18 protein-coding genes are annotated in these 16409 nt (G+C 64.6%); 4 read left to right on the top strand and 14 right to left on the bottom strand.

Annotation, left to right across the window (positions count from 1 at the left end; translation table 11 throughout):
* Positions 1–15: 15 nt before the first annotated feature.
* On the bottom strand, positions 16–369 hold the full coding sequence (locus ABZ848_RS45465; RefSeq protein ID WP_360841809.1) for a DUF4333 domain-containing protein: 354 nt from the start codon (positions 367–369) through the stop codon (positions 16–18).
* Between the two features lie 174 nt (positions 370–543).
* Between ABZ848_RS45465 and ABZ848_RS45470 the strand changes: the two genes are divergently transcribed.
* On the top strand, positions 544–1257 hold the full coding sequence (locus ABZ848_RS45470; RefSeq protein ID WP_360841742.1) for a hypothetical protein: 714 nt from the start codon (positions 544–546) through the stop codon (positions 1255–1257).
* A gap of 15 nt (positions 1258–1272) precedes the next feature.
* On the opposite strand, the gene ABZ848_RS45475 is transcribed toward ABZ848_RS45470, so the two are convergent.
* The 3 genes from ABZ848_RS45475 to ABZ848_RS45485 are packed head-to-tail and all read right to left on the bottom strand — an operon-like array spanning position 1273 to position 3440.
* Positions 1273–1785: a hypothetical protein gene (locus ABZ848_RS45475; RefSeq protein ID WP_360841744.1), complete on the bottom strand. Its 513-nt coding sequence runs from the start codon at positions 1783–1785 to the stop codon at positions 1273–1275.
* Between the two features lie 43 nt (positions 1786–1828).
* Positions 1829–3118: a putative T7SS-secreted protein gene (locus tag ABZ848_RS45480; protein ID WP_360841747.1), complete on the bottom strand. Its 1290-nt coding sequence runs from the start codon at positions 3116–3118 to the stop codon at positions 1829–1831.
* A gap of 19 nt (positions 3119–3137) precedes the next feature.
* Complete coding sequence (locus ABZ848_RS45485; RefSeq protein ID WP_360841749.1) at positions 3138–3440, bottom strand: hypothetical protein; 303 nt, start codon at positions 3438–3440, stop codon at positions 3138–3140.
* A gap of 340 nt (positions 3441–3780) precedes the next feature.
* Here ABZ848_RS45485 and ABZ848_RS45490 point away from each other — a divergent pair, with 340 nt between their 5' ends.
* Complete coding sequence (locus ABZ848_RS45490) at positions 3781–3951, top strand: hypothetical protein (RefSeq protein WP_360841752.1); 171 nt, start codon at positions 3781–3783, stop codon at positions 3949–3951.
* 54 nt (positions 3952–4005) lie between these two features.
* Here the strand turns inward: ABZ848_RS45490 and ABZ848_RS45495 are convergent, their stop codons facing one another.
* The 10 genes from ABZ848_RS45495 to eccB form a co-directional block, all read right to left on the bottom strand.
* On the bottom strand, positions 4006–4317 hold the full coding sequence (locus tag ABZ848_RS45495) for a hypothetical protein (protein ID WP_360841755.1): 312 nt from the start codon (positions 4315–4317) through the stop codon (positions 4006–4008).
* Positions 4318–4380: 63 nt separating this feature from the next.
* Positions 4381–5505: a hypothetical protein gene (locus ABZ848_RS45500; protein ID WP_360841758.1), complete on the bottom strand. Its 1125-nt coding sequence runs from the start codon at positions 5503–5505 to the stop codon at positions 4381–4383.
* A gap of 96 nt (positions 5506–5601) precedes the next feature.
* Positions 5602–6003 carry a hypothetical protein gene (locus tag ABZ848_RS45505; protein WP_360841761.1) on the bottom strand — a complete coding sequence of 134 codons (402 nt, stop codon included), beginning with the start codon at positions 6001–6003 and terminating at the stop codon, positions 5602–5604.
* 158 nt (positions 6004–6161) lie between these two features.
* Positions 6162–7517 carry a S8 family serine peptidase gene (locus ABZ848_RS45510; protein WP_360841764.1) on the bottom strand — a complete coding sequence of 452 codons (1356 nt, stop codon included), beginning with the start codon at positions 7515–7517 and terminating at the stop codon, positions 6162–6164.
* 71 nt (positions 7518–7588) lie between these two features.
* Positions 7589–9115, bottom strand: a complete 1527-nt coding sequence (locus ABZ848_RS45515) for a hypothetical protein (RefSeq protein ID WP_360841766.1) — start codon at positions 9113–9115, stop codon at positions 7589–7591.
* 39 nt (positions 9116–9154) lie between these two features.
* Positions 9155–9490 carry a hypothetical protein gene (locus ABZ848_RS45520; protein WP_360841769.1) on the bottom strand — a complete coding sequence of 112 codons (336 nt, stop codon included), beginning with the start codon at positions 9488–9490 and terminating at the stop codon, positions 9155–9157.
* Positions 9491–9554: 64 nt separating this feature from the next.
* On the bottom strand, positions 9555–10904 hold the full coding sequence (gene mycP / locus ABZ848_RS45525; protein WP_360841772.1) for a type VII secretion-associated serine protease mycosin: 1350 nt from the start codon (positions 10902–10904) through the stop codon (positions 9555–9557).
* Positions 10905–11131: 227 nt separating this feature from the next.
* Entirely contained in the window at positions 11132–11422 is a 291-nt protein-coding gene (locus ABZ848_RS45530) for a WXG100 family type VII secretion target (protein ID WP_360841775.1), read from the bottom strand.
* Between the two features lie 89 nt (positions 11423–11511).
* Complete coding sequence (locus ABZ848_RS45535) at positions 11512–11823, bottom strand: WXG100 family type VII secretion target (protein ID WP_242775847.1); 312 nt, start codon at positions 11821–11823, stop codon at positions 11512–11514.
* A 238-nt stretch (positions 11824–12061) separates the two neighbouring features.
* Complete coding sequence (gene eccB / locus ABZ848_RS45540) at positions 12062–13639, bottom strand: type VII secretion protein EccB (RefSeq protein ID WP_360841779.1); 1578 nt, start codon at positions 13637–13639, stop codon at positions 12062–12064.
* 335 nt (positions 13640–13974) lie between these two features.
* Here eccB and eccE point away from each other — a divergent pair, with 335 nt between their 5' ends.
* Together eccE and ABZ848_RS45550 are read left to right on the top strand one after the other, a co-directional pair.
* The gene (gene eccE, locus ABZ848_RS45545; RefSeq protein ID WP_360841782.1) at positions 13975–15300 is read left to right on the top strand and encodes a type VII secretion protein EccE; all 1326 of its coding nucleotides are present in this window, start codon (positions 13975–13977) and stop codon (positions 15298–15300) included.
* Positions 15300–16142 carry a hypothetical protein gene (locus ABZ848_RS45550; protein WP_360841785.1) on the top strand — a complete coding sequence of 281 codons (843 nt, stop codon included), beginning with the start codon at positions 15300–15302 and terminating at the stop codon, positions 16140–16142. Before eccE ends, ABZ848_RS45550 begins: the two co-directional genes overlap by 1 nt.
* Positions 16143–16409: the final 267 nt, after the last annotated feature.

The following is a 16409-nucleotide window of genomic DNA, read 5'->3' on the forward strand; positions in this document are numbered from 1 at the left end:
TGATACTTGCGATCGTCAGCTTGCAGCTGGGGATGCCGTAGCATCGGCCTTAATGTCGAAGTTGATCCTGTTTCCGTCGACGGAGGAAACAGTCACCGTTACGCCCAAGGTACTACCGTCGTTCGCAGTGAGCGTGCACCGCGTGGTGTTACCGACCTTCCCGGCAAGGTCCTGGGGGCAGGTGATGTCCGGCTTCGACTGCCCGGTAGTCGCAGCGAGCTTTTCAGCCACGGTGACGGCTAGCTTCTGCCCGGAAAGCTTTGACTCGGATTTCCCGGCACTGACCGAGGCAGAGCAGCCAGCAAGGAACGCGCAGACGGTCACGGCAGAAGAAATCCAAAAAACTTTGGGCACGCGTGCACTGAGCATGAGGGATTCCGTTTCGTGCGATCGAGTCAAAGGAACGGCCGAAGCATACATGGCACGGCCATCGCAGACATAAGCTGAAGTGACAACCGCCACCCGTCGCGACAGGGCCTGCACAGCATCACCACATCACCCTCGAAATAGGTCCGGGCCGGTCGCTCACGATACTCTTGCGGTATGGAGCAACTGGTAGGGATCCTCATCAAGGTGTTGCTGTTCGCTTTCATCGCGGGCATGTTCACCCTCGTCTTCGTGGTGGCCAGACGCGGCCGCATGAAGGCTCAGCAGATAAACGATGATTACGCACAGCTTGCCCGAATCGCCCCGGAACGCGGATGGACCTATGCCCTTTGCGTGCGCGGGCAGATCGATCAATATGCCGGCGTCGGCCCCTTTCCCGGCGTTTGCCAGAACCTTCGCGCCTGGCACTACACAACGGGAGAGATCCGCGGCCACTCCTTCAAGTTCTTCGAATTCCGCTACAACAACCCCTTGTCAAGCGAATCCGGCGAGCGCAAGCGCCCCATCATTGAATCAGTCTTCATTCTCACGACTCCCGGTTCGGCGCCCTCCACAGAAATCTATCACCCGGACATGCTGGATTCCGTGACGGATTGGCGAACCAAAGTACAACTGGGTATGCCAGAATTCGACAGTGAATTCCGGATAGCCACCAAGGATGAAGCGTTTGCGCGAGCCGTCCTGTGCGGCGAGCTCGTGTCCCTTCTACTGGCGGACCCGCGAGCGAAAGCATCTCGGATTGCCTTGCGTGACAACGTGGCGATCACCTGGTTCACCGGCACCATGTCAGCGCAGGCCGCCGATGAGAAATTGAATTACCTGTGCGATGTCCTTGAGAGGATTCCGGCACAGGCATGGACTGCTGCCTGAGCGTCCAAGTCCCTCTCATGCGGTCGCATCGTCGGCCGGGTGCACCGTTCGGAGGAAGGCCTTGAAGTCCTCGATCAGCGCTTGGAGTTGAGTCGACTTGGCAGTGAGGACGACTTCGATCACGACGCGCTTGCCCGGGTCCTTGACGTCCTCCATGCCGAGGTAGACCTGGCTCTGGAGGAGTTCCAGGGGTTCACCCTTCAGCGTGGTGGAAAGCCGGAGGTTCTGCACCACGCCAGGGGCGTCCGTCAGGCCGGGGGCATCTGGGGTGCCCGCTTCGGTCTTCTTGAGGACCTCTACGGATCCTGCCTGCTGCAGCCGTCGTACCGACTCATCGGCGATCTGCCACAGCGACGCGCTGTCACTACGCATCCGGCCGGAAATGGTGATGTTCGCCATGAACCCGTCGACTGAGGCGGGGTGGAGCGCGACGAAGGCGGCCCCCGGCGCCCCGACCTCGTCCGGCGGCGCCGCCTGCCAGCCGTCCGGCAGCGAGAACGAGATCTTGATCGGCAATGTGGTGGCCATGGTGAATCCATTTCCTCAATGTGCAAACGAGCGTCGGCTCGGGCTAGAACCAACCGCCGACCGTGTTGTCCCAGGTGTCGCCGACCGCGTCGGCCGCGTCGCCGACCGAGTCGACCAGCTTGCCGGGATCAACGGTGACATCGAACCCCACCTTGGCGCCAAGTCCCAACCCGATGCCGGCCTCGCCGCCGATAGTGAACTTGCCGTCCTTCATCCCGAGATCGGCGCTGGCGGAAGCCCCCGCTCCGGCCCACGCCTCTCCGCTGACACCCGCACCGACGCCGGCGACATCCGCGGAAACCGACCCCGTGGCCTTGGCACCGGCGAACGCCTCTGCTCCCGCGTGCAGGCCATCCTTGCCGGCGGAGAGGTTCGCATTGGCATCAGCCCCCGCAAAGGCCTTTCCCTCAGCCTGAGCTCCAGCGATGCCGTACTGCACGCTTCCGTTCGCAGACGCCTGCGCCAGGTAGGCAGTTCCCGAAACACCAGCCTGCAGGCGCCCGTTTCCGAAACTGGCAGCGGCTGATCCGTCCACGCCGAGCGCCTGAACCCCTGCCGCGCCCTTCAGCGTGGCGCCACCCGCCGTAGTCTCACCGGAGATGCCTGCCGATGCGACGCTGGCACTGCCCGTCCACTCAGCGAGCTTGACCTTTGTCTCGACCTTGCGGCCCGAGGCACCCGCCTCCCCCGTTTCGTCCTGTTCGGGCTTGTTACGGATGTACCAGTTACCGTCGGCGTCCTTGCCCCACTCCTTGGACTGGTTCCAACGACTGTCGTCGGCACCCAGCTGCTTCTGCTTCTCCCAGTTCCACCAAGTCTGGTTCGTCTTACCGACCCCATGCTCGTCGGTCCACTGCTTGGCGTCCACATAGCTCCTGGCATCGACGAGCCAGCGCGGGCTGTCGGAGGCACCACCCGCAAGATCGCCAAGCTTCTTGGCCAGCGCCTCGACCCCGTGCTGAAGCTGCTGCCGCGCACTCTTCAGCATCGATTCCGCCGAATCGTGCTGCCCGCCCTCCCACAGCTCAATCGCTGTCGCGGCCTGCTGCTGCGCCCAACTCAGTATGGAGGAGTACGAGGTGACCGCCTTGGCCGCTCCCGACATCGCGTCGGAGGCGACATACCAGTTCGTCTTCTCCTTGGACAAGGTGGGCCAAAAGGCATCACTCGCCTTGCCCATCCAGCCTGGTATGCGCACAGCGCCGAGGCCGTCACCGATCCCGTCGAACTTGTCCGACCACTTGATCAGAGCGGTGGCGAGATCGCCAAGCTTCTCGACATCTCCCGGGATGAGGTCCTTCGGGTCAGTTGTCTCCCCGAGCGCAGATGCCATGAGTACGAATTCCCCGTCCCTAACTCAAGTCCGACTTAACCGAATTCACCGCACCACGGATGGCCTCATCCGTTGCCGCGTAGTTATTGCTGGCGGAGTTCAACCCCTCCGCCAGGGTCACCGCGCAATCGGCTAGGAAGTCGGCACCTGACTGCCACGTCGCGCAGAACGTCACTAGCGCCGCAGCCGCCGAATCGTCCCCTGTCGAGGAGCCCTGCTTGGCCACAGGCTCCATATCCACCTTCTGGACGGGCGTAAGGCACTCCAGGATGTTCGAAGCGCCCTTCTTGAGGATCTCGGGGTCCACTTCGAGATCAGTCACCGCAAGACCCTCTCTTCAACTCCACCTGCACACAGGCGCGTTAGTAGTAATTGATCCAGGTTACCATCAAGATCACGCCCGTCGGCGCCTTTCAACTGCCCTCTTACGACTCGTTCCACGCAATTGCCAGTTCTGGCTTCTCACGCTTCTCGGAATCTGCAAGCGGCAGCGCTGCTTCCTACTGGCCTTGGGTCGGGGGCTGTTGGGCGTAGGGATTGGGGTGCTGAGGTGACTGCGGAGGAGTCGGGTAGCCGTATCCCTGGTTGGGGGCCGGCGCGGGGTACGGCGGTTGGGTGGGAGGCATCGCTTGCTGGGGTGAGTAGCCGGTGTTGTGCGGATAATGACCGCCGCCAAAGCCGCCGTTCCCCGTGTTACGGCGACTACGGGTTACGACAAAAACGGTGACAGCAGCGATCACAGCGCCGAGGCCGACAACACCGACAAGAAGGACGATAGCGCCCATCGAACAGGGTTCCTCTCCGCTTTCGGATTGATCCGTAACTATTGTTGACTTCCGGGACTTATCGCCCACATTCACGTGAAGCGGACACCGATGCTCCAGAATTCAGTTCAGAAGACTGAAAAGCGATGCGCACAAGATCAAACAAGCTAGCGAACTGAGCAGCGCAACATACATACGACGAGTCTGGTTGCGTCGCCAGGCATGAATGGTGACGTAGAACCCTGAGTACATACCGATCAGATTCAGCAAGGACAGCCAGAGAAGCCCCGGGTACCTTATCGAGACATAGACAAAGGCCCACGGAGAAACCACCCCAAAGAAGATCAGCGCATTCCTGTAGAGGGTGTATTTTCCTCGCGTTGGCCCCTCTCGCGGAATCGGATCTCCCATATCCGGGAGTTCCGGCATAGCCATGTGAATTCCTCCAGTCCGCTACAACTGCCGAGCTGCCATCAGCCCGACATGAGCTCCACGCCGCTAAGCAACCCGGTTGTCGTAAGCTGAACCAGGCATCGGAAACCCGTTGACGCTATTGCAAGTCTCTGCAAGGATTCCATTCATAACACCTGCCGCAGCATTAGTAATCTCCATGGCCGTACCAAACGCGTCCATCGCTTCCCCCCACCGCTCCATCACTCTGACGATTTGCAGCGCGGCCATGGCGAAGAAAGCTGCAGCTGCAGGGGTACCCACAACCGTACCTTCCGCAGCGCTGCCGGCAATGAAGTTCAACATAGCCTTGAGTCCCAGATCAAGAACCTCCACCAATACGCCTTTATAGAACTCTGCAAAGGAGTAAACCGCACGGGAAATGCTCAAATAATTATCCTTCAGGGAATTAAAGACCCCCCGAAGGATAAGGAGCTTGCTGTCGAGTTCTTCAAAATAGGCGTAGGCGGCATCTGCGGCATTACCTTGCCAAGTCGCGTCCAGTTCAATGTTTCCCGCTTTAACGTTCCGGGAAATTCCCCCACAAAGTTCAGCCAAGCCTCCCCAGACATCCGCACAGTTCAGGAATGACTCCCAATCTCCCGACATCCAATTGACGAAGGTTCCCAGTGGATCCCATCCAGTCATCAACTTGATGAATTCGAGGACGGTGGCGGAGGGGCTAGCAAAATCCAGAGCCGTTCCAGCAGCCTTCTCTAGAGGATGTACCGAGAACTCGCCCACCCAGTCAGCCACATATCCGTCTCCACCACCAGGGGGTTTCAAGTACGAGGTTGCGTCCTCCTTATCTGTAAAATTAGCCGAAGCATCCCTGGTCTCACTAGGATCCCCTTTTCGACCCGCCTTACTCTCCGGATACGCGGCATCAAGCTTTCGCGCCTCATCTTCGTCTGTATGGCGATAGTATTTGGCAGACTTGGAAAGCTCGCGCGAAGAAGCATCGAGGATGCGCTTAAATCCATTGAGACAATTCTTCGCGTCGGCCAAATGCTGTCTGTGAGGCACAATGACGGTCTGCCAGAGTTCTCCAATAGAATCTTCGACAGTGGCATTTCTCTGCATAAACTCACTGCCGGCCTCGATATCTCCGCTCGCGCGGGACACCAGCTTTGCATAGCCGTCCAGATCCGCAGCCTCTACAGAAAAACTCACGGTCTCCCCATCCCCCTCGGGTCCTGTGAAAGATTGCCGCTAGCGTGTATGCAGTTGAGGAACCGCCCAGTCCCGATTACCCCATGCCGCTCGCGCCTAATACAACGACCAATTTTTCCCGCTGTGAGTGCCGCCAGACTGCAGGTTCTGACGCTGGGCCGTGAGGCGCTCTTCCTCGATTTCGCGTCGGTATTCATCCAGGGCTCGCTGCCCTTCGGCAGCACGGCTCTGGCGCTCAGTCTCAGACATTGCATCCCATTGCTCCCGAAAGGGCTGAACCTTTTCGGCGAGAGCATCGGTGTAACCGGAGGTCTGTGTCGCCTGCCGTAGACCGACACGGCCGGAGAGAACCTCCTTCGCCATCTCTTTCAACGCTTCGCCCGCACCACCACCGGCAATCTGCTGGAGGGCTTTGCGCATTGCACGCGCCTCTGCAGGATCTTTAGCGATGTCCATAAACTCGGAGTCGCCAACCTGCTTCTCTGGTTCGTTGGCCATGACCATTCCTTCGGGATGCAAATCTTGTATGCCAACGTTATTGGAAAAATGAGGCTTGAGCCGACACACGACTGCCATAAGCCAGTCCGGCTATCGCTTGAGTTGCCGCTGCGGTCTTGATCCGTCTTCTGGGTTCCCTCAAGGCAAGCGGCCTGGACCTACTGCCCTTGGTGCGGGGGCTGTTGGGCGTAGGGGTTGGGGCTCTGCGGGGGCTGGGCCGGATGTGTCGGGTGGCCCTGGTTAGGGGGTGTGCTGGGGTACTGCTGGTAGCCCGTGGGGGGCTGGGGCGGGTAGCCGGCGCTGTGGGAGGGGGTTCCGCCACCGGGGCCGCCGTTGCCACCGCCCTTGCGGCGGCTGCGGATCACTGCGAAGACGATGCCGATGACGATCACGGCGGCTGCGATGCCTGCGATGAGGAGGATGCCGCCGGAGGAGGAGTCGCTCTTCTTCTTGGCAGCGCTGGTGCTGTCGTTATCGGAGGACGAACCCGAATTCGTGGACGTTGACGGAGACGCCTGGGCGAGGGGGCCCTCCTTGGGGCCCTTGGGGATGTCCATCGTCAGGGCAGTGCCTGGGCGGGCGATGCCGTAGCCGAGTTCCTTGTCCGGGGCCTTCTTGTCTTTGTAGTTGACGAAGGACGCCGACTTGATCAGGCGATTGATGATCTGGCCTGCAGTCAGGTCGGGGTACTTGGATCGGAGGAGGGCGACGATGGCTGAGATGTAGGCCGTGGAGCCAGAGGTTCCATCGGCCACGACGTAACCACTGCTACTAGTCGGATCCGCCTGTGGGGTTCGCACGCCGGGTGCTGCGACGGTTACGTTCCCAGTGTTTGATTTAGACCAGAAGTTAAGATCCTGGTCCACAGCAGACACAGCCACAACTCCCGGTAGAGCAGCCGGGTAATTCACTGTCCCGGCATCGTTGCCTGTGCCCGAAACAACTACAGCGCCCTTTTCTTGCGCATAAGCGATCGCCTCGGCGTCCTTTGAACCAGGATAGGCGGAAGAGTCATTGAACGATAGGTTAATTACCGACGCACCCTGGTCCACTGCATAGCGAACTCCAGCACCCCAATTGTCGATGTACTTATCGCTCTTCCCTGAACTCACACGCACTGGAAGGATCTTTACCTTTGGGGCAAGGCCTTTTACACCAGCCGAACCATCCGCTCCATGTCCATGGCCAGCAATAAGACTGGCCATGCCCGTGCCGTGCCCGTTGTCATCCTGATGAGGATTGCCCTGACCGGTGAAGTCCTTACCCGGCAGAACCTGTCCAGTCAGGTCTGGAAGACTGGCGTCCACGCCTGAGTCGACTACAGCGACAGTAACCCCTGCACCTTGAGAGGTCTTCCAGACCTTCTCGGCGTCGTAAGCCGTCAGAGGCCACTGGGCGTCTCGGACTTGGTCCGCTGACGCAATTGGCGCCGAGGTGAGGAGCACGGCTCCCGTCAAAGCCACGACTCCTGTCGTGGACAAGACTTGCTTGAAACCCAATTCCTTGCTCCTCACTCAGCTATGGCTGGCCACACCAACCCTATATGTGGGCAGACAACACCTTTCCGTCCGGCCCACTTGTACGTCTACTCGATGGTTCGCGGCACGTTCCGGTTGCGGTCTTCCTCCGAGATCCAGGTCTCTTCGTCCTCGACCAGGTAGTCGGGACGATCGCCCTGGTTCTTCTCCTTCTCTGAGCGTCGGCCCTTGCCACCCGCGCCAGCTGCACCTGCCTGCGTTCCACCTCGGCTGCCGTGCAAGCCCGCACCGCCACCGGTGCCCTTGCCGACTCCCTTGGCCGCGCCAACCACGCCACCACGGGCCCTCGCTAGGGCTCCACGACCACCAGCGCTGGCGCCGCCGCGGCCAGCTGCACCGAGTCCACCGCCCATGCCGCCCATACCGGCTCGGCCTCCGGCACCACGGCCTGCCGCCGCTCCGCCGGAAAGCCCGCCGCGCCCGCCCATAGCTCCGATGCCGCCAGCAGCACCGCCGGCAAGACCAGCAGTTCCGCCAGCAGCTCCGATGCCTGGGCTCTGCGCTCCACCAGTACCGAATCCACCGCCAACACCTGTGCCAGCTCCACCGACGCCCGTACCGGCACCGCTCCCAGGCAAGGGAGAAATGCTGTCCACGTTCGTCCCGGTTGTTGGGAGGCTCGTCTTGGTCGTCGGGAGCTGGGATCCTCCTGTGATGCCCGGGTCCCGGGGCACCGTGGGCGTTGGCTTAATGTTTGTCGTAGGCCCTGCGCTCCATGGCTTGGCGGTGTAGCTTCCGCTCCCCGGACTTGAGCTTCCAGAAGACGGCATGGAAATGGGTGTGGGCATAGGTGTTTGCGGATTCGGAGGCGAGAAGACGTCCTTCTGATCGTCAATTCCGCCGGGCGGCTTCGCGTAGACCTTGTAATTGACCCCAAGTTGCTCCATGATTGCCACCCCCTTCAGCTGCTCTTCCTTGCCCTTCGACAACGAGTCCGCATTCGCCTGTCGGGCGGCATCGGTACTCACCCCCTTGTTGATGTCCGCCAGCAGTTGCTCATCACTGCGGTTGTCGTCCGTGAGCTTGTCCCAAGCCCTGTCCCAACCGGAGGGCTCGTTGACGTCCCGCATCTTGGCCATTGAGTTACGCAGGTCATTCTGAACTGCGTGCATGATTTCGCCGTAGTGGTTGGCCCACGCGGCTCCGGTCCGAATGTTCCCCATGATCTCGTTGGCCTTCTTACGGAAGGCCTCGGCCGCGTCGCCCTCCCAATGTTCGAGGACATTCTCCACAGCACTCTGCATCATGCCCGCGACACTGTCCTTCGCGGAGACCGAGTCCACACCGCCGGTCTTCCCGTCACCGTCACCACCGGACAGGATGTTGTGGACTGACTTCCAGTGCTGGCTAACCTCGTAGATGCGGTTGGGATCCGCGTCGAGGATCATGGATCGCAACTCAGGGATACCCATCTTCATGAAGGGCGTGTCGAGCTTGCTGCGATCTGGCCCACCCATACCACCGTCGGGGAGCGACTCCAGCTTCTCGTCGTGCTTGTCCTTGATCCGCTGCTTTTCTGCCTGCTGCTGAGCCTCGATCTGCTCTGCAGTCGGCGTGTAGCCGTAGCCGTACATTTTTGAACGTCCCCTCCGTCAGTGACCGGTCGCCGACCGCTAGTTGATCGAACCCTTGGAAGTAGTGCTCACACCCTGCGAGTTCGCCTGCTCCTGGTTGCTGTACTTGTCCCTGACCTTCGAGGTACTTGAACCGAAGTCGTCGATCAGCCCATGCAGGGCCTTGATGATGTTCTCGATCCTGGTCTTCTGCTTCTGGTGAGCGTCGTGAAGTTCGTTGGACTCCAAGAACTTCGCGCTGCCGAACGCCGCACTCGGGATGTCCGTCTCGTACTTGGCCTTCGTGTTGGCCTTGTCCATGTCCGAGAGAAGGCCGTTGAGCTTCCGGATGACCTCATCCAGCGCGCTCAGATCAACCCGCATTCCGTTGCTCATACCCCGTTGTCCTCTCCCCTGTTAATCAAGTTCTCGGCACCTGCCCGGTGCCCCACCTGCCCAGTCATCCCGACCGTCCGACTCGCCCAGCCTGTCCGGCCCGGCCGACCCGTCGCCCACGCCAGTCCCGCACAGCCACCCCGCTCCCCGCAACCACCAGCACCAGGGCCAACCCGGTTCCCAGGACGTAGATGGCCGTTCGGCGTTGCCGTTCTGCCTCGCTCTCACCCATCGTCACAGCCATGGGGACAGCCCCGCCAGACCCGGCCTTCACCAGCGGGTCCGGGGTCGGGGACGAGGCGGGGGTCGAGTCGTCCGACAAGGCCGCCACCGGGTCGACGACGCCCCAGCCGATGAAGCGGTTGGGGCCGCGGCCCGTGCGTTGGGCTGTTTCCTCGATGCGCGTGGCGATCTGGGACGCCTTCCACGTCGGGTGCTTCTCCTTCAGGAGGGCAGCCACCCCCGCCACGTACGGCGCCGCGAAGCTCGTGCCGTCCGCCGTGCACTGGCCGCCCTTCGGGACCGTGGACACCATGTCCACGCCCGGTGCCGCCACGTCCACGAAGTCGCCGGACTGGGAGAAGTACGCCCGCTCGTCGTTGCGGTCCGACGCCGCCACCGCCAGCACGCCTGGATACGACGCCGGGTACGTGTCCGCGGACTTGCCGTCCGCCCCGTCGTTGCCGGCCGCCGCCACGATCAGGGCGCCCGCGTTCACGGCATCGGACACAGCGCTCTCCAATGTCGGATCCGGCTTCTTGTTCGCCGTGTCCGAGGAGATGTTGATGATGCGAGCCCCGGCCGCCACCGCCGCCCGGATCGCCTGGGACATCGTCCCCGAGTTGCCCTGCTTCTCCTCGCCGCCCGTGTAGCGGTACGAGATGATCTTGGCGTCCGGTGCGATGCCCTCGAAGCCCGTGCCCTTGATCGGGCGGGCCGCGATGATGCCCGCAACCCGGGTGCCGTGGCCCTCCAGGTCCTGGGTGCCGGTACCGCCGACGTACGACTTGCTGCCCGCCGCCATCGCCGCGCTCAGCTGCGGGTTGGACGAGTCGACGCCCGTGTCGATCACCGCCACCGTGACGCCCTTGCCCGTCGCCTGGGCCCAGAGCTGGTCCAGCAGGATGCGCTGGAGTGACCACGGTGTCGACTTGATGACATCGCCGCCGAAGACGCACTCCGTGCTCGCGGCGAGACCGAACTCCCCGAATTCCGCACCCTTGCCGGAGTTGGGCGACGCCGACGCGGGAGTGCTCGTGTCCGCCAGTGCGGGCTGGGCCGGCAGTGCCGTCACCACACTGATCCCGGCCGCCGCCAGCACGCCGAAAACCCGCTGCAGTGGGCGGGTTCCAGTGCTCTTGCCGGTGCGGCTACGCGAACGGGCGCTGCGGCCCTTCACGTTCAGGCCCCTCATGTCCAGGCCCCCAGGGCTTCCTCGACGTACCGATGACGGATATACCGATGACGGATGTACCGATCACAGACGTACCGATGACGGACGTATCGATAGCGAATGTGAAGATTTGCGGAAATTGCTGTGTACGACCCCGACGCAGAGGTCGGCCCAGCGGTCGCGTTGGCGTCCGCTGGGCCGATTCTCTTCATCTCAGGTCCCTCAGGTCCCTCGGGTCGCCGACGGGCTCAGCCCCAGGTCGCGGCGTTGCTTTTCTCGGTGGACTGGTAGTTGTCGGCCGCGTTCTGCAGGGCGGTCGAGATCTTCAGCAGGGTCGAGTGCAGGTCCTGCGCGGTCTGGTCCCACTCGCGCTGCTTGCGCTGGTAACCCTCCTGCGCCTCACCCTCCCAGGTGGCGGCGACGCGCTTGACCGAGGCCTCGAGGTCCTCGAGCTGCTGCTTGATACGGCCGGCGGTGCTGCGCACGTCCGTGGAGGCGTTGGTGATGGTCGCGTAATTGACGAGGATCGACATCGTCATTCCCTTTCAGGAAGAGATCGGGTTGGGAAGTCCGTGGTGAGCTGGGCGAGCCGAGTGAGCCGGGTGATCCGGCTCCGTCAGCCGATCCGTCAGCCGAAGTCCGACATGATCTTGCTGATCTCGGAGTTCTGCTGCTCTTCCGACGCGGAGTAGTTGCTCCGCGTGGAGTCCACGGCTTCCTTGATGTCGTTGAGGATGTCGCTCATCTTCTTCGCGTCCGCGTTCCAGCGCTCCTGCAGCTGGTGGTACGACGTGGCCGCCTGGCCCTTCCAGCCACCCGCGATCTGCTCGATCACTCCGTTGAGACGGCGGATCTCGCCCTGGAGCTGTCCGTTGACCGTGTTGATGTCATTGGAGAGCTTGGTGAGTTCGTCCTCTGTTACCCGGAACTGGCCGGCCATGTTGAACCTTCCCCCATGTCGTCGTTCATGTCGTGTTGTCGATCCAGGAAACCTGCCTGGTGCCCGGAAGGCTTCGCACCGTTGAGCGCTGCAAACACTCTATCGTCAGCCTGTCACTCATCTACAGACAGGACCAATCAGTTACACGGCTCACACACTTGAGCGATCGACTTGTGACCCACATGCCGTCTTACCCTCAAGTGCCCCTGCTGACCCGCCCGTTGAGTGGGTCATCGGCTCACTGGCTCTGTTCCTGCGAGGCGCTGCCGGTGTCCAGAGTCGGGCCCTTCGGGATGAATGTCGCCCATGTCTGCGGCACCACCGCGGGGTTGGAGACGTCCTCGTAGCCCAACCGCGTACGCGCCTTGTCCGTCTCGCTCGCGTCCCCCGAAGAGGAGCCCGAAGAGGAGGACGAGTCGGTGCCGCTGCTCTTCGCCTCGCTGTCGTTGTTCGCCGGCAGCGCGTACCGCAGGCCCGTGTCGGTCAGCAGATACGTCGCCCCGCCGCCGCTCGCCGTGCCGGAGACCTCGCGGAAGAGCAGGCCCGAGCCCGAAGAGACGTACGCGCTCAGCGAGTTGGAGACGGCCCGCTTCGGGAACGCCGTGCCCGCCCACGCGGCGAGCTCCGGCTTGTTGTCCGCGCCGATCGTGCCGCCGTACACGCTGCAGGAGGTGGTACGGGCCTCGCCCGTGCCCGTCGCGGCCGCGGGGTTCGCCTGCTGCGGTACGAGTTGGGGCCAGCCCTTGTCGCCGTAGAAGGACTCCGCCCCACCGCCGTTCGCCGCCGAGATGGTCTGGGACGGGACCTCGACCGCGGAGGTGCCGACCGCGTCCGGCGACGCCATGAGGAGGGCGGCGACGAACGGGGTGATCGCGGCGACCTTGTCCTTGAGTACGACGAAGTAGCCCTCGCCCTGCGCGTCCTGGGACTTGACCACCTGGCCGACCTTGCCGGCCGCGGCGGGCAGTCCCTGGACCGAGGTCTCCGTGCCGGCGTCCGGGACCGTCGGGAAGGTGATGACCCCGTCGTAGTTGAGGGTCTTCAGCCACTCCTGGCTCACCGGCTGCGGCTCGGCCCGGCCGCCGATGACGGCGGACTTCAGCTGCTGCATGGCCGCGTCGTCGAGCGGTGTGGTGCCGCCCAGCAGGAAGGCGTTGCCCTTGCCGTCGACCAGGTACTCCCGCCCGGTCTTCTTGTCGACGACGTACAGGGCCTTGCGGGAGTCCACCTTGCCCGGGCCGGCCAGCGTCCTGGCGTCGTCGGCGTCGAGGACGAAGACCGCGCGGGAGATGGCGTCGTCCGAGCCCTCGGCGGGGCGCTCGCACACCGCCCAGGTCTTGGTCTTCTGCGCGTCGTCCGCGGAGGGCAGCCGGTCGGGCGCGTACGGGATGCCGAGGGTCGCGCCGTGCGCGATGCCGCTCTTGTCGATCTCCTTGCCGGAGACCTCCAGGACGCTGCCCTTGCCCTTGTCCAACAGCAGTTTCGCGGAGGCGTAGTTGAGGACGGGGTGCAGCGTCGGGACCTTCTTGCCGCTCGCTGTCTTGTCCTCCAGGACGACGTAACGCGTCGTGGAGTCGCTGTCGACGATGATGTACTCGCCGGGCTTGTCCCAGCCCGCGGGCGCCGTCGGCTTGATCACGCCCCAGGCGATGAAGCCCACGACCAGGACCACGCCGAGCGCCAGGCTGGGCGTCACCGTGCGCATGGGCCGCGGCGCGCCCTCCTCCGAACCGCCCGGCGACGGCGCGAGGAAGGCCGCGACGGTGCGCTTGCGAGCGAAGTTGTAGGCGGCGAGCTCGTCCTGACGCTTGGCCATGGTCCCCGTTTCTCCCGTTTTGTCCTGCACGGCGGGCCCCTCCGGCCCCGCAGGCCCCTACTATGCCCTGCGCCACGGGAGGCCGGTCCACCAGGTGTACGGCCGCCCCCGCATCTTCACAGAGCTTCTCCACAGCGCGCCTTCACACGGCACCGGTCCGTGAAAGGCTGGCCACCTGGGGTTTCGATGTCCCCTGTGTCGCCGCACGATTCGCAGCGGGTACCGTGAGCCACTCGCATGGGACGAGCACCAGCGAGCACGTGCGAGTACCAGCGAGCACCGACGACGTAGGCCCGGCGAACGGCCACTACTTCGCGAAAGGGATGTCCCGGGGGATGACCAGCGCTACGAGCACTCGGCGCGGACGCCGCGCACCGCAGCAACAGGGAGGTCCGGGCGGCGGCAGACGTACGCCCGCCGCTCCGGCCGCGTCCACCGCCGCGTCGCCGCGCACGCTCCCCCGCCCCGGCGGGCTGGGGCCGGTACGGCTGCAGCAGCTCATCCTCGTGGAGCTCGCGGCCGCGGTCATGCTGGCCGCCTGGGCCGCCGACACCTCCTGGCTGCTGGCCCCGGCCGGCGGCGTCGCCGCGCTGCTCCTGCTCCTCGCGGTCCTGCGCCGCGGCCGTCGCCCGCTGCCCGAGTGGTACGAGACCACCCGCGCCCTCAGGCAGCGCCGCCGCGACGCCAAGCTGCCCGTGCCGCCCGGTACGGACGCGATGCTCGCCCCGGTCGTGGAGTGCGACCCGGCCCTGCGGACGTACGGCTTCGTCTCCCGGGACAACCGCTCGATCGGCATGATCGGCGACGGGACCTTCCTGACCGCCGTCCTCTTCGTGCAGCCCGCCGACGAGCCGCTGCGCCCCGCGGCCGCCGGACGCCAACTGCCGCTGCGGCTGGTCCAGGACGCCCTGGAGGTCGACGGCATCCGCCTCGCCTCCGCGCAGGTCGTCCAGCACACCCAGCCCGCGCCCGCCCCGCACCTGCCCCAGCAGTCGCTCGCCGCGCGCTCGTACGGCCCCCTGCAGGCGCAGGTGGGCTCGCCCGCGCTGCGGCTGACCTGGGTCGCCCTCAAGCTCGACCCGGAGCTGTGCCCGGAGGCGGTGCAGGCGCGCGGTGACGGGGTCCCCGGCGCGCAGAAGGCGCTGCTGCGGGTGGCGGACCAGCTGACCAGCCGCCTGGCCGGCGCCGGGTTCAAGGCGACGATCCTGGACGAGACCGAGCTGGTGCAGGCGCTGGCCACGTCCAGCTGCCTCAACCCGCGCGCCAGCCAGCAGCACTCCGCGCAGGACGGGCGCACCCAGCGCCGTACCGTCGAAGCGGTGAAGACCTGGCGGGTCGACGACCGCTGGCACACCACCTACTGGGTGTCCCGCTGGCCGCAGTTGGGCAGCGGCGGGGTCCAACTGCCCGAGCTGGTCACGCGGTTGACCTCGCTGCCGGTGCTCGCGACGACGTTCAGCATGACCCTGAGCAAGGCCGGCAACCGTGGTGTCTCGCTCACCGGGCACATCCGGGTCACCGCCCGCGGTGACAGTGAACTCGGCCAGGTGGGAAGGGAGTTGGAGCGGGCCGCGGGTGCCGCGAAGGTCGGCCTCGTCCGGCTCGACCGCGAACAGGTCCCCGGCGCCCTCGCCACTCTGCCGCTCGGAGGTACGTACTGATGTCGCATCCCGCTCCTCCGATGCCCCCGGGGCAGCAGGGCCGTACCCCCGGACGCACGCCCGCGCACGTGGCCTCGCCCACCGACACCGGCATGATCCCGATCATCCGGCAGCCGGAGCCGCATCAGCAGCAACGCCGCATCTTCAGCCCGGGGTTCGGGCTGCGCGGCCCGCGCCGCAACCGGCACGTCGTCACCGCCGACGAGCTCGCCGCGATCAGCATGCCGATCGGCGACGACGGTGTGCTCATCGGCAACGACGCGGAGGGCCGGCCGGCCGTGCTCGGCCTGTCCCGCCCAACTCACTTCGACGTGGTACTGGTTGGCGGTCTCTGGCTCGCCCAGGTGCTCGCGCTGCGCGCCGCCGCGACCGGCGCCCGCGTCGGCGTGGAGACCGGACGCCCGCAGGCCTGGCAGCAGTTGGCGCAGGCGGCGGGCGGCGGCCAGCAGTGCGTGACGGTGTACCCGGTGGGCCGCGTGCCCGCGCAGGGTCCGTCGGTGTCGAGCCCGGTGGTCCTGATCCGCGACTGCGGCATCCGTCCCCCGCGCGGCCGTGTGACGTCCGTACCGTGGCAGGCGGTCATCACCGTCCTGCCGTACGTCAGCGAGCACGCGCCGCGCTGGCTGTCGCAGGCCCATCTGGTCGGCATCCAGCGGATCTCGCCGCAGGAGACCGAGGTCGTACGGGACACTCTGGGCATCGCGGGCGAACACCTGCAGCATCTGCCGACCCTGCACGACGCCGTCGCCATGTGGTGCACCCGCAAGCACCAGAAGTTCGTCATGACGGAGCCCACGGACGCGGAGACGGGGCTGCTCGGTGTGGCCCGCCGGATGGACTGAACGGACGGCGACGGGTCGTCGTCCACGCGGACGGACCGGCCCCTCGGAGCAACCGCTTTGCTCGTACGAGGGGTTGGGCGTCCGGGGCCGGGGCTTTCGGCCCGGTGCCCGCGAGGCTTCGTCCTCGGTGGCCCCGGGGGCTTTTCCGTCCCGCCATGTGAGTGATTAGGCTTCTGGTGGTGCGGTGACGATCGCAGTCGCGTGGGACTCGCCACTCGGTCCGCCCGGCCGCGACGACGACCAGCTCAGCAGCAGTGGCTGACCAGG

Source organism: Streptomyces sp. NPDC047081 (genome assembly GCF_040643775.1).
Lineage (GTDB): Bacteria > Actinomycetota > Actinomycetes > Streptomycetales > Streptomycetaceae > Streptomyces.

Excerpts from the sequence above, each read along its gene's own strand:
- ABZ848_RS45505 (WP_360841761.1), bottom strand. The coding sequence starts at position 6,003 with ATGGCCAACGAACCAGAGAAGCAGGTTGGCGACTCCGAGTTTATGGAC.
- mycP (WP_360841772.1), bottom strand. The coding sequence starts at position 10,904 with ATGAGGGGCCTGAACGTGAAGGGCCGCAGCGCCCGTTCGCGTAGCCGC.
- ABZ848_RS45535 (WP_242775847.1), bottom strand. The coding sequence starts at position 11,823 with ATGGCCGGCCAGTTCCGGGTAACAGAGGACGAACTCACCAAGCTCTCC.
- ABZ848_RS45470 (WP_360841742.1), top strand. The coding sequence starts at position 544 with ATGGAGCAACTGGTAGGGATCCTCATCAAGGTGTTGCTGTTCGCTTTC.
- ABZ848_RS45480 (WP_360841747.1), bottom strand. The coding sequence starts at position 3,118 with ATGGCATCTGCGCTCGGGGAGACAACTGACCCGAAGGACCTCATCCCG.
- ABZ848_RS45530 (WP_360841775.1), bottom strand. The coding sequence starts at position 11,422 with ATGACGATGTCGATCCTCGTCAATTACGCGACCATCACCAACGCCTCC.
- ABZ848_RS45475 (WP_360841744.1), bottom strand. The coding sequence starts at position 1,785 with ATGGCCACCACATTGCCGATCAAGATCTCGTTCTCGCTGCCGGACGGC.
- ABZ848_RS45550 (WP_360841785.1), top strand. The coding sequence starts at position 15,300 with ATGTCGCATCCCGCTCCTCCGATGCCCCCGGGGCAGCAGGGCCGTACC.
- eccB (WP_360841779.1), bottom strand. The coding sequence starts at position 13,639 with ATGGCCAAGCGTCAGGACGAGCTCGCCGCCTACAACTTCGCTCGCAAG.
- eccE (WP_360841782.1), top strand. The coding sequence starts at position 13,975 with ATGACCAGCGCTACGAGCACTCGGCGCGGACGCCGCGCACCGCAGCAA.
- ABZ848_RS45515 (WP_360841766.1), bottom strand. The coding sequence starts at position 9,115 with ATGTACGGCTACGGCTACACGCCGACTGCAGAGCAGATCGAGGCTCAG.
- ABZ848_RS45520 (WP_360841769.1), bottom strand. The coding sequence starts at position 9,490 with ATGAGCAACGGAATGCGGGTTGATCTGAGCGCGCTGGATGAGGTCATC.
- ABZ848_RS45465 (WP_360841809.1), bottom strand. The coding sequence starts at position 369 with ATGCTCAGTGCACGCGTGCCCAAAGTTTTTTGGATTTCTTCTGCCGTG.
- ABZ848_RS45490 (WP_360841752.1), top strand. The coding sequence starts at position 3,781 with ATGACCGCCGCCAAAGCCGCCGTTCCCCGTGTTACGGCGACTACGGGT.
- ABZ848_RS45495 (WP_360841755.1), bottom strand. The coding sequence starts at position 4,317 with ATGGCTATGCCGGAACTCCCGGATATGGGAGATCCGATTCCGCGAGAG.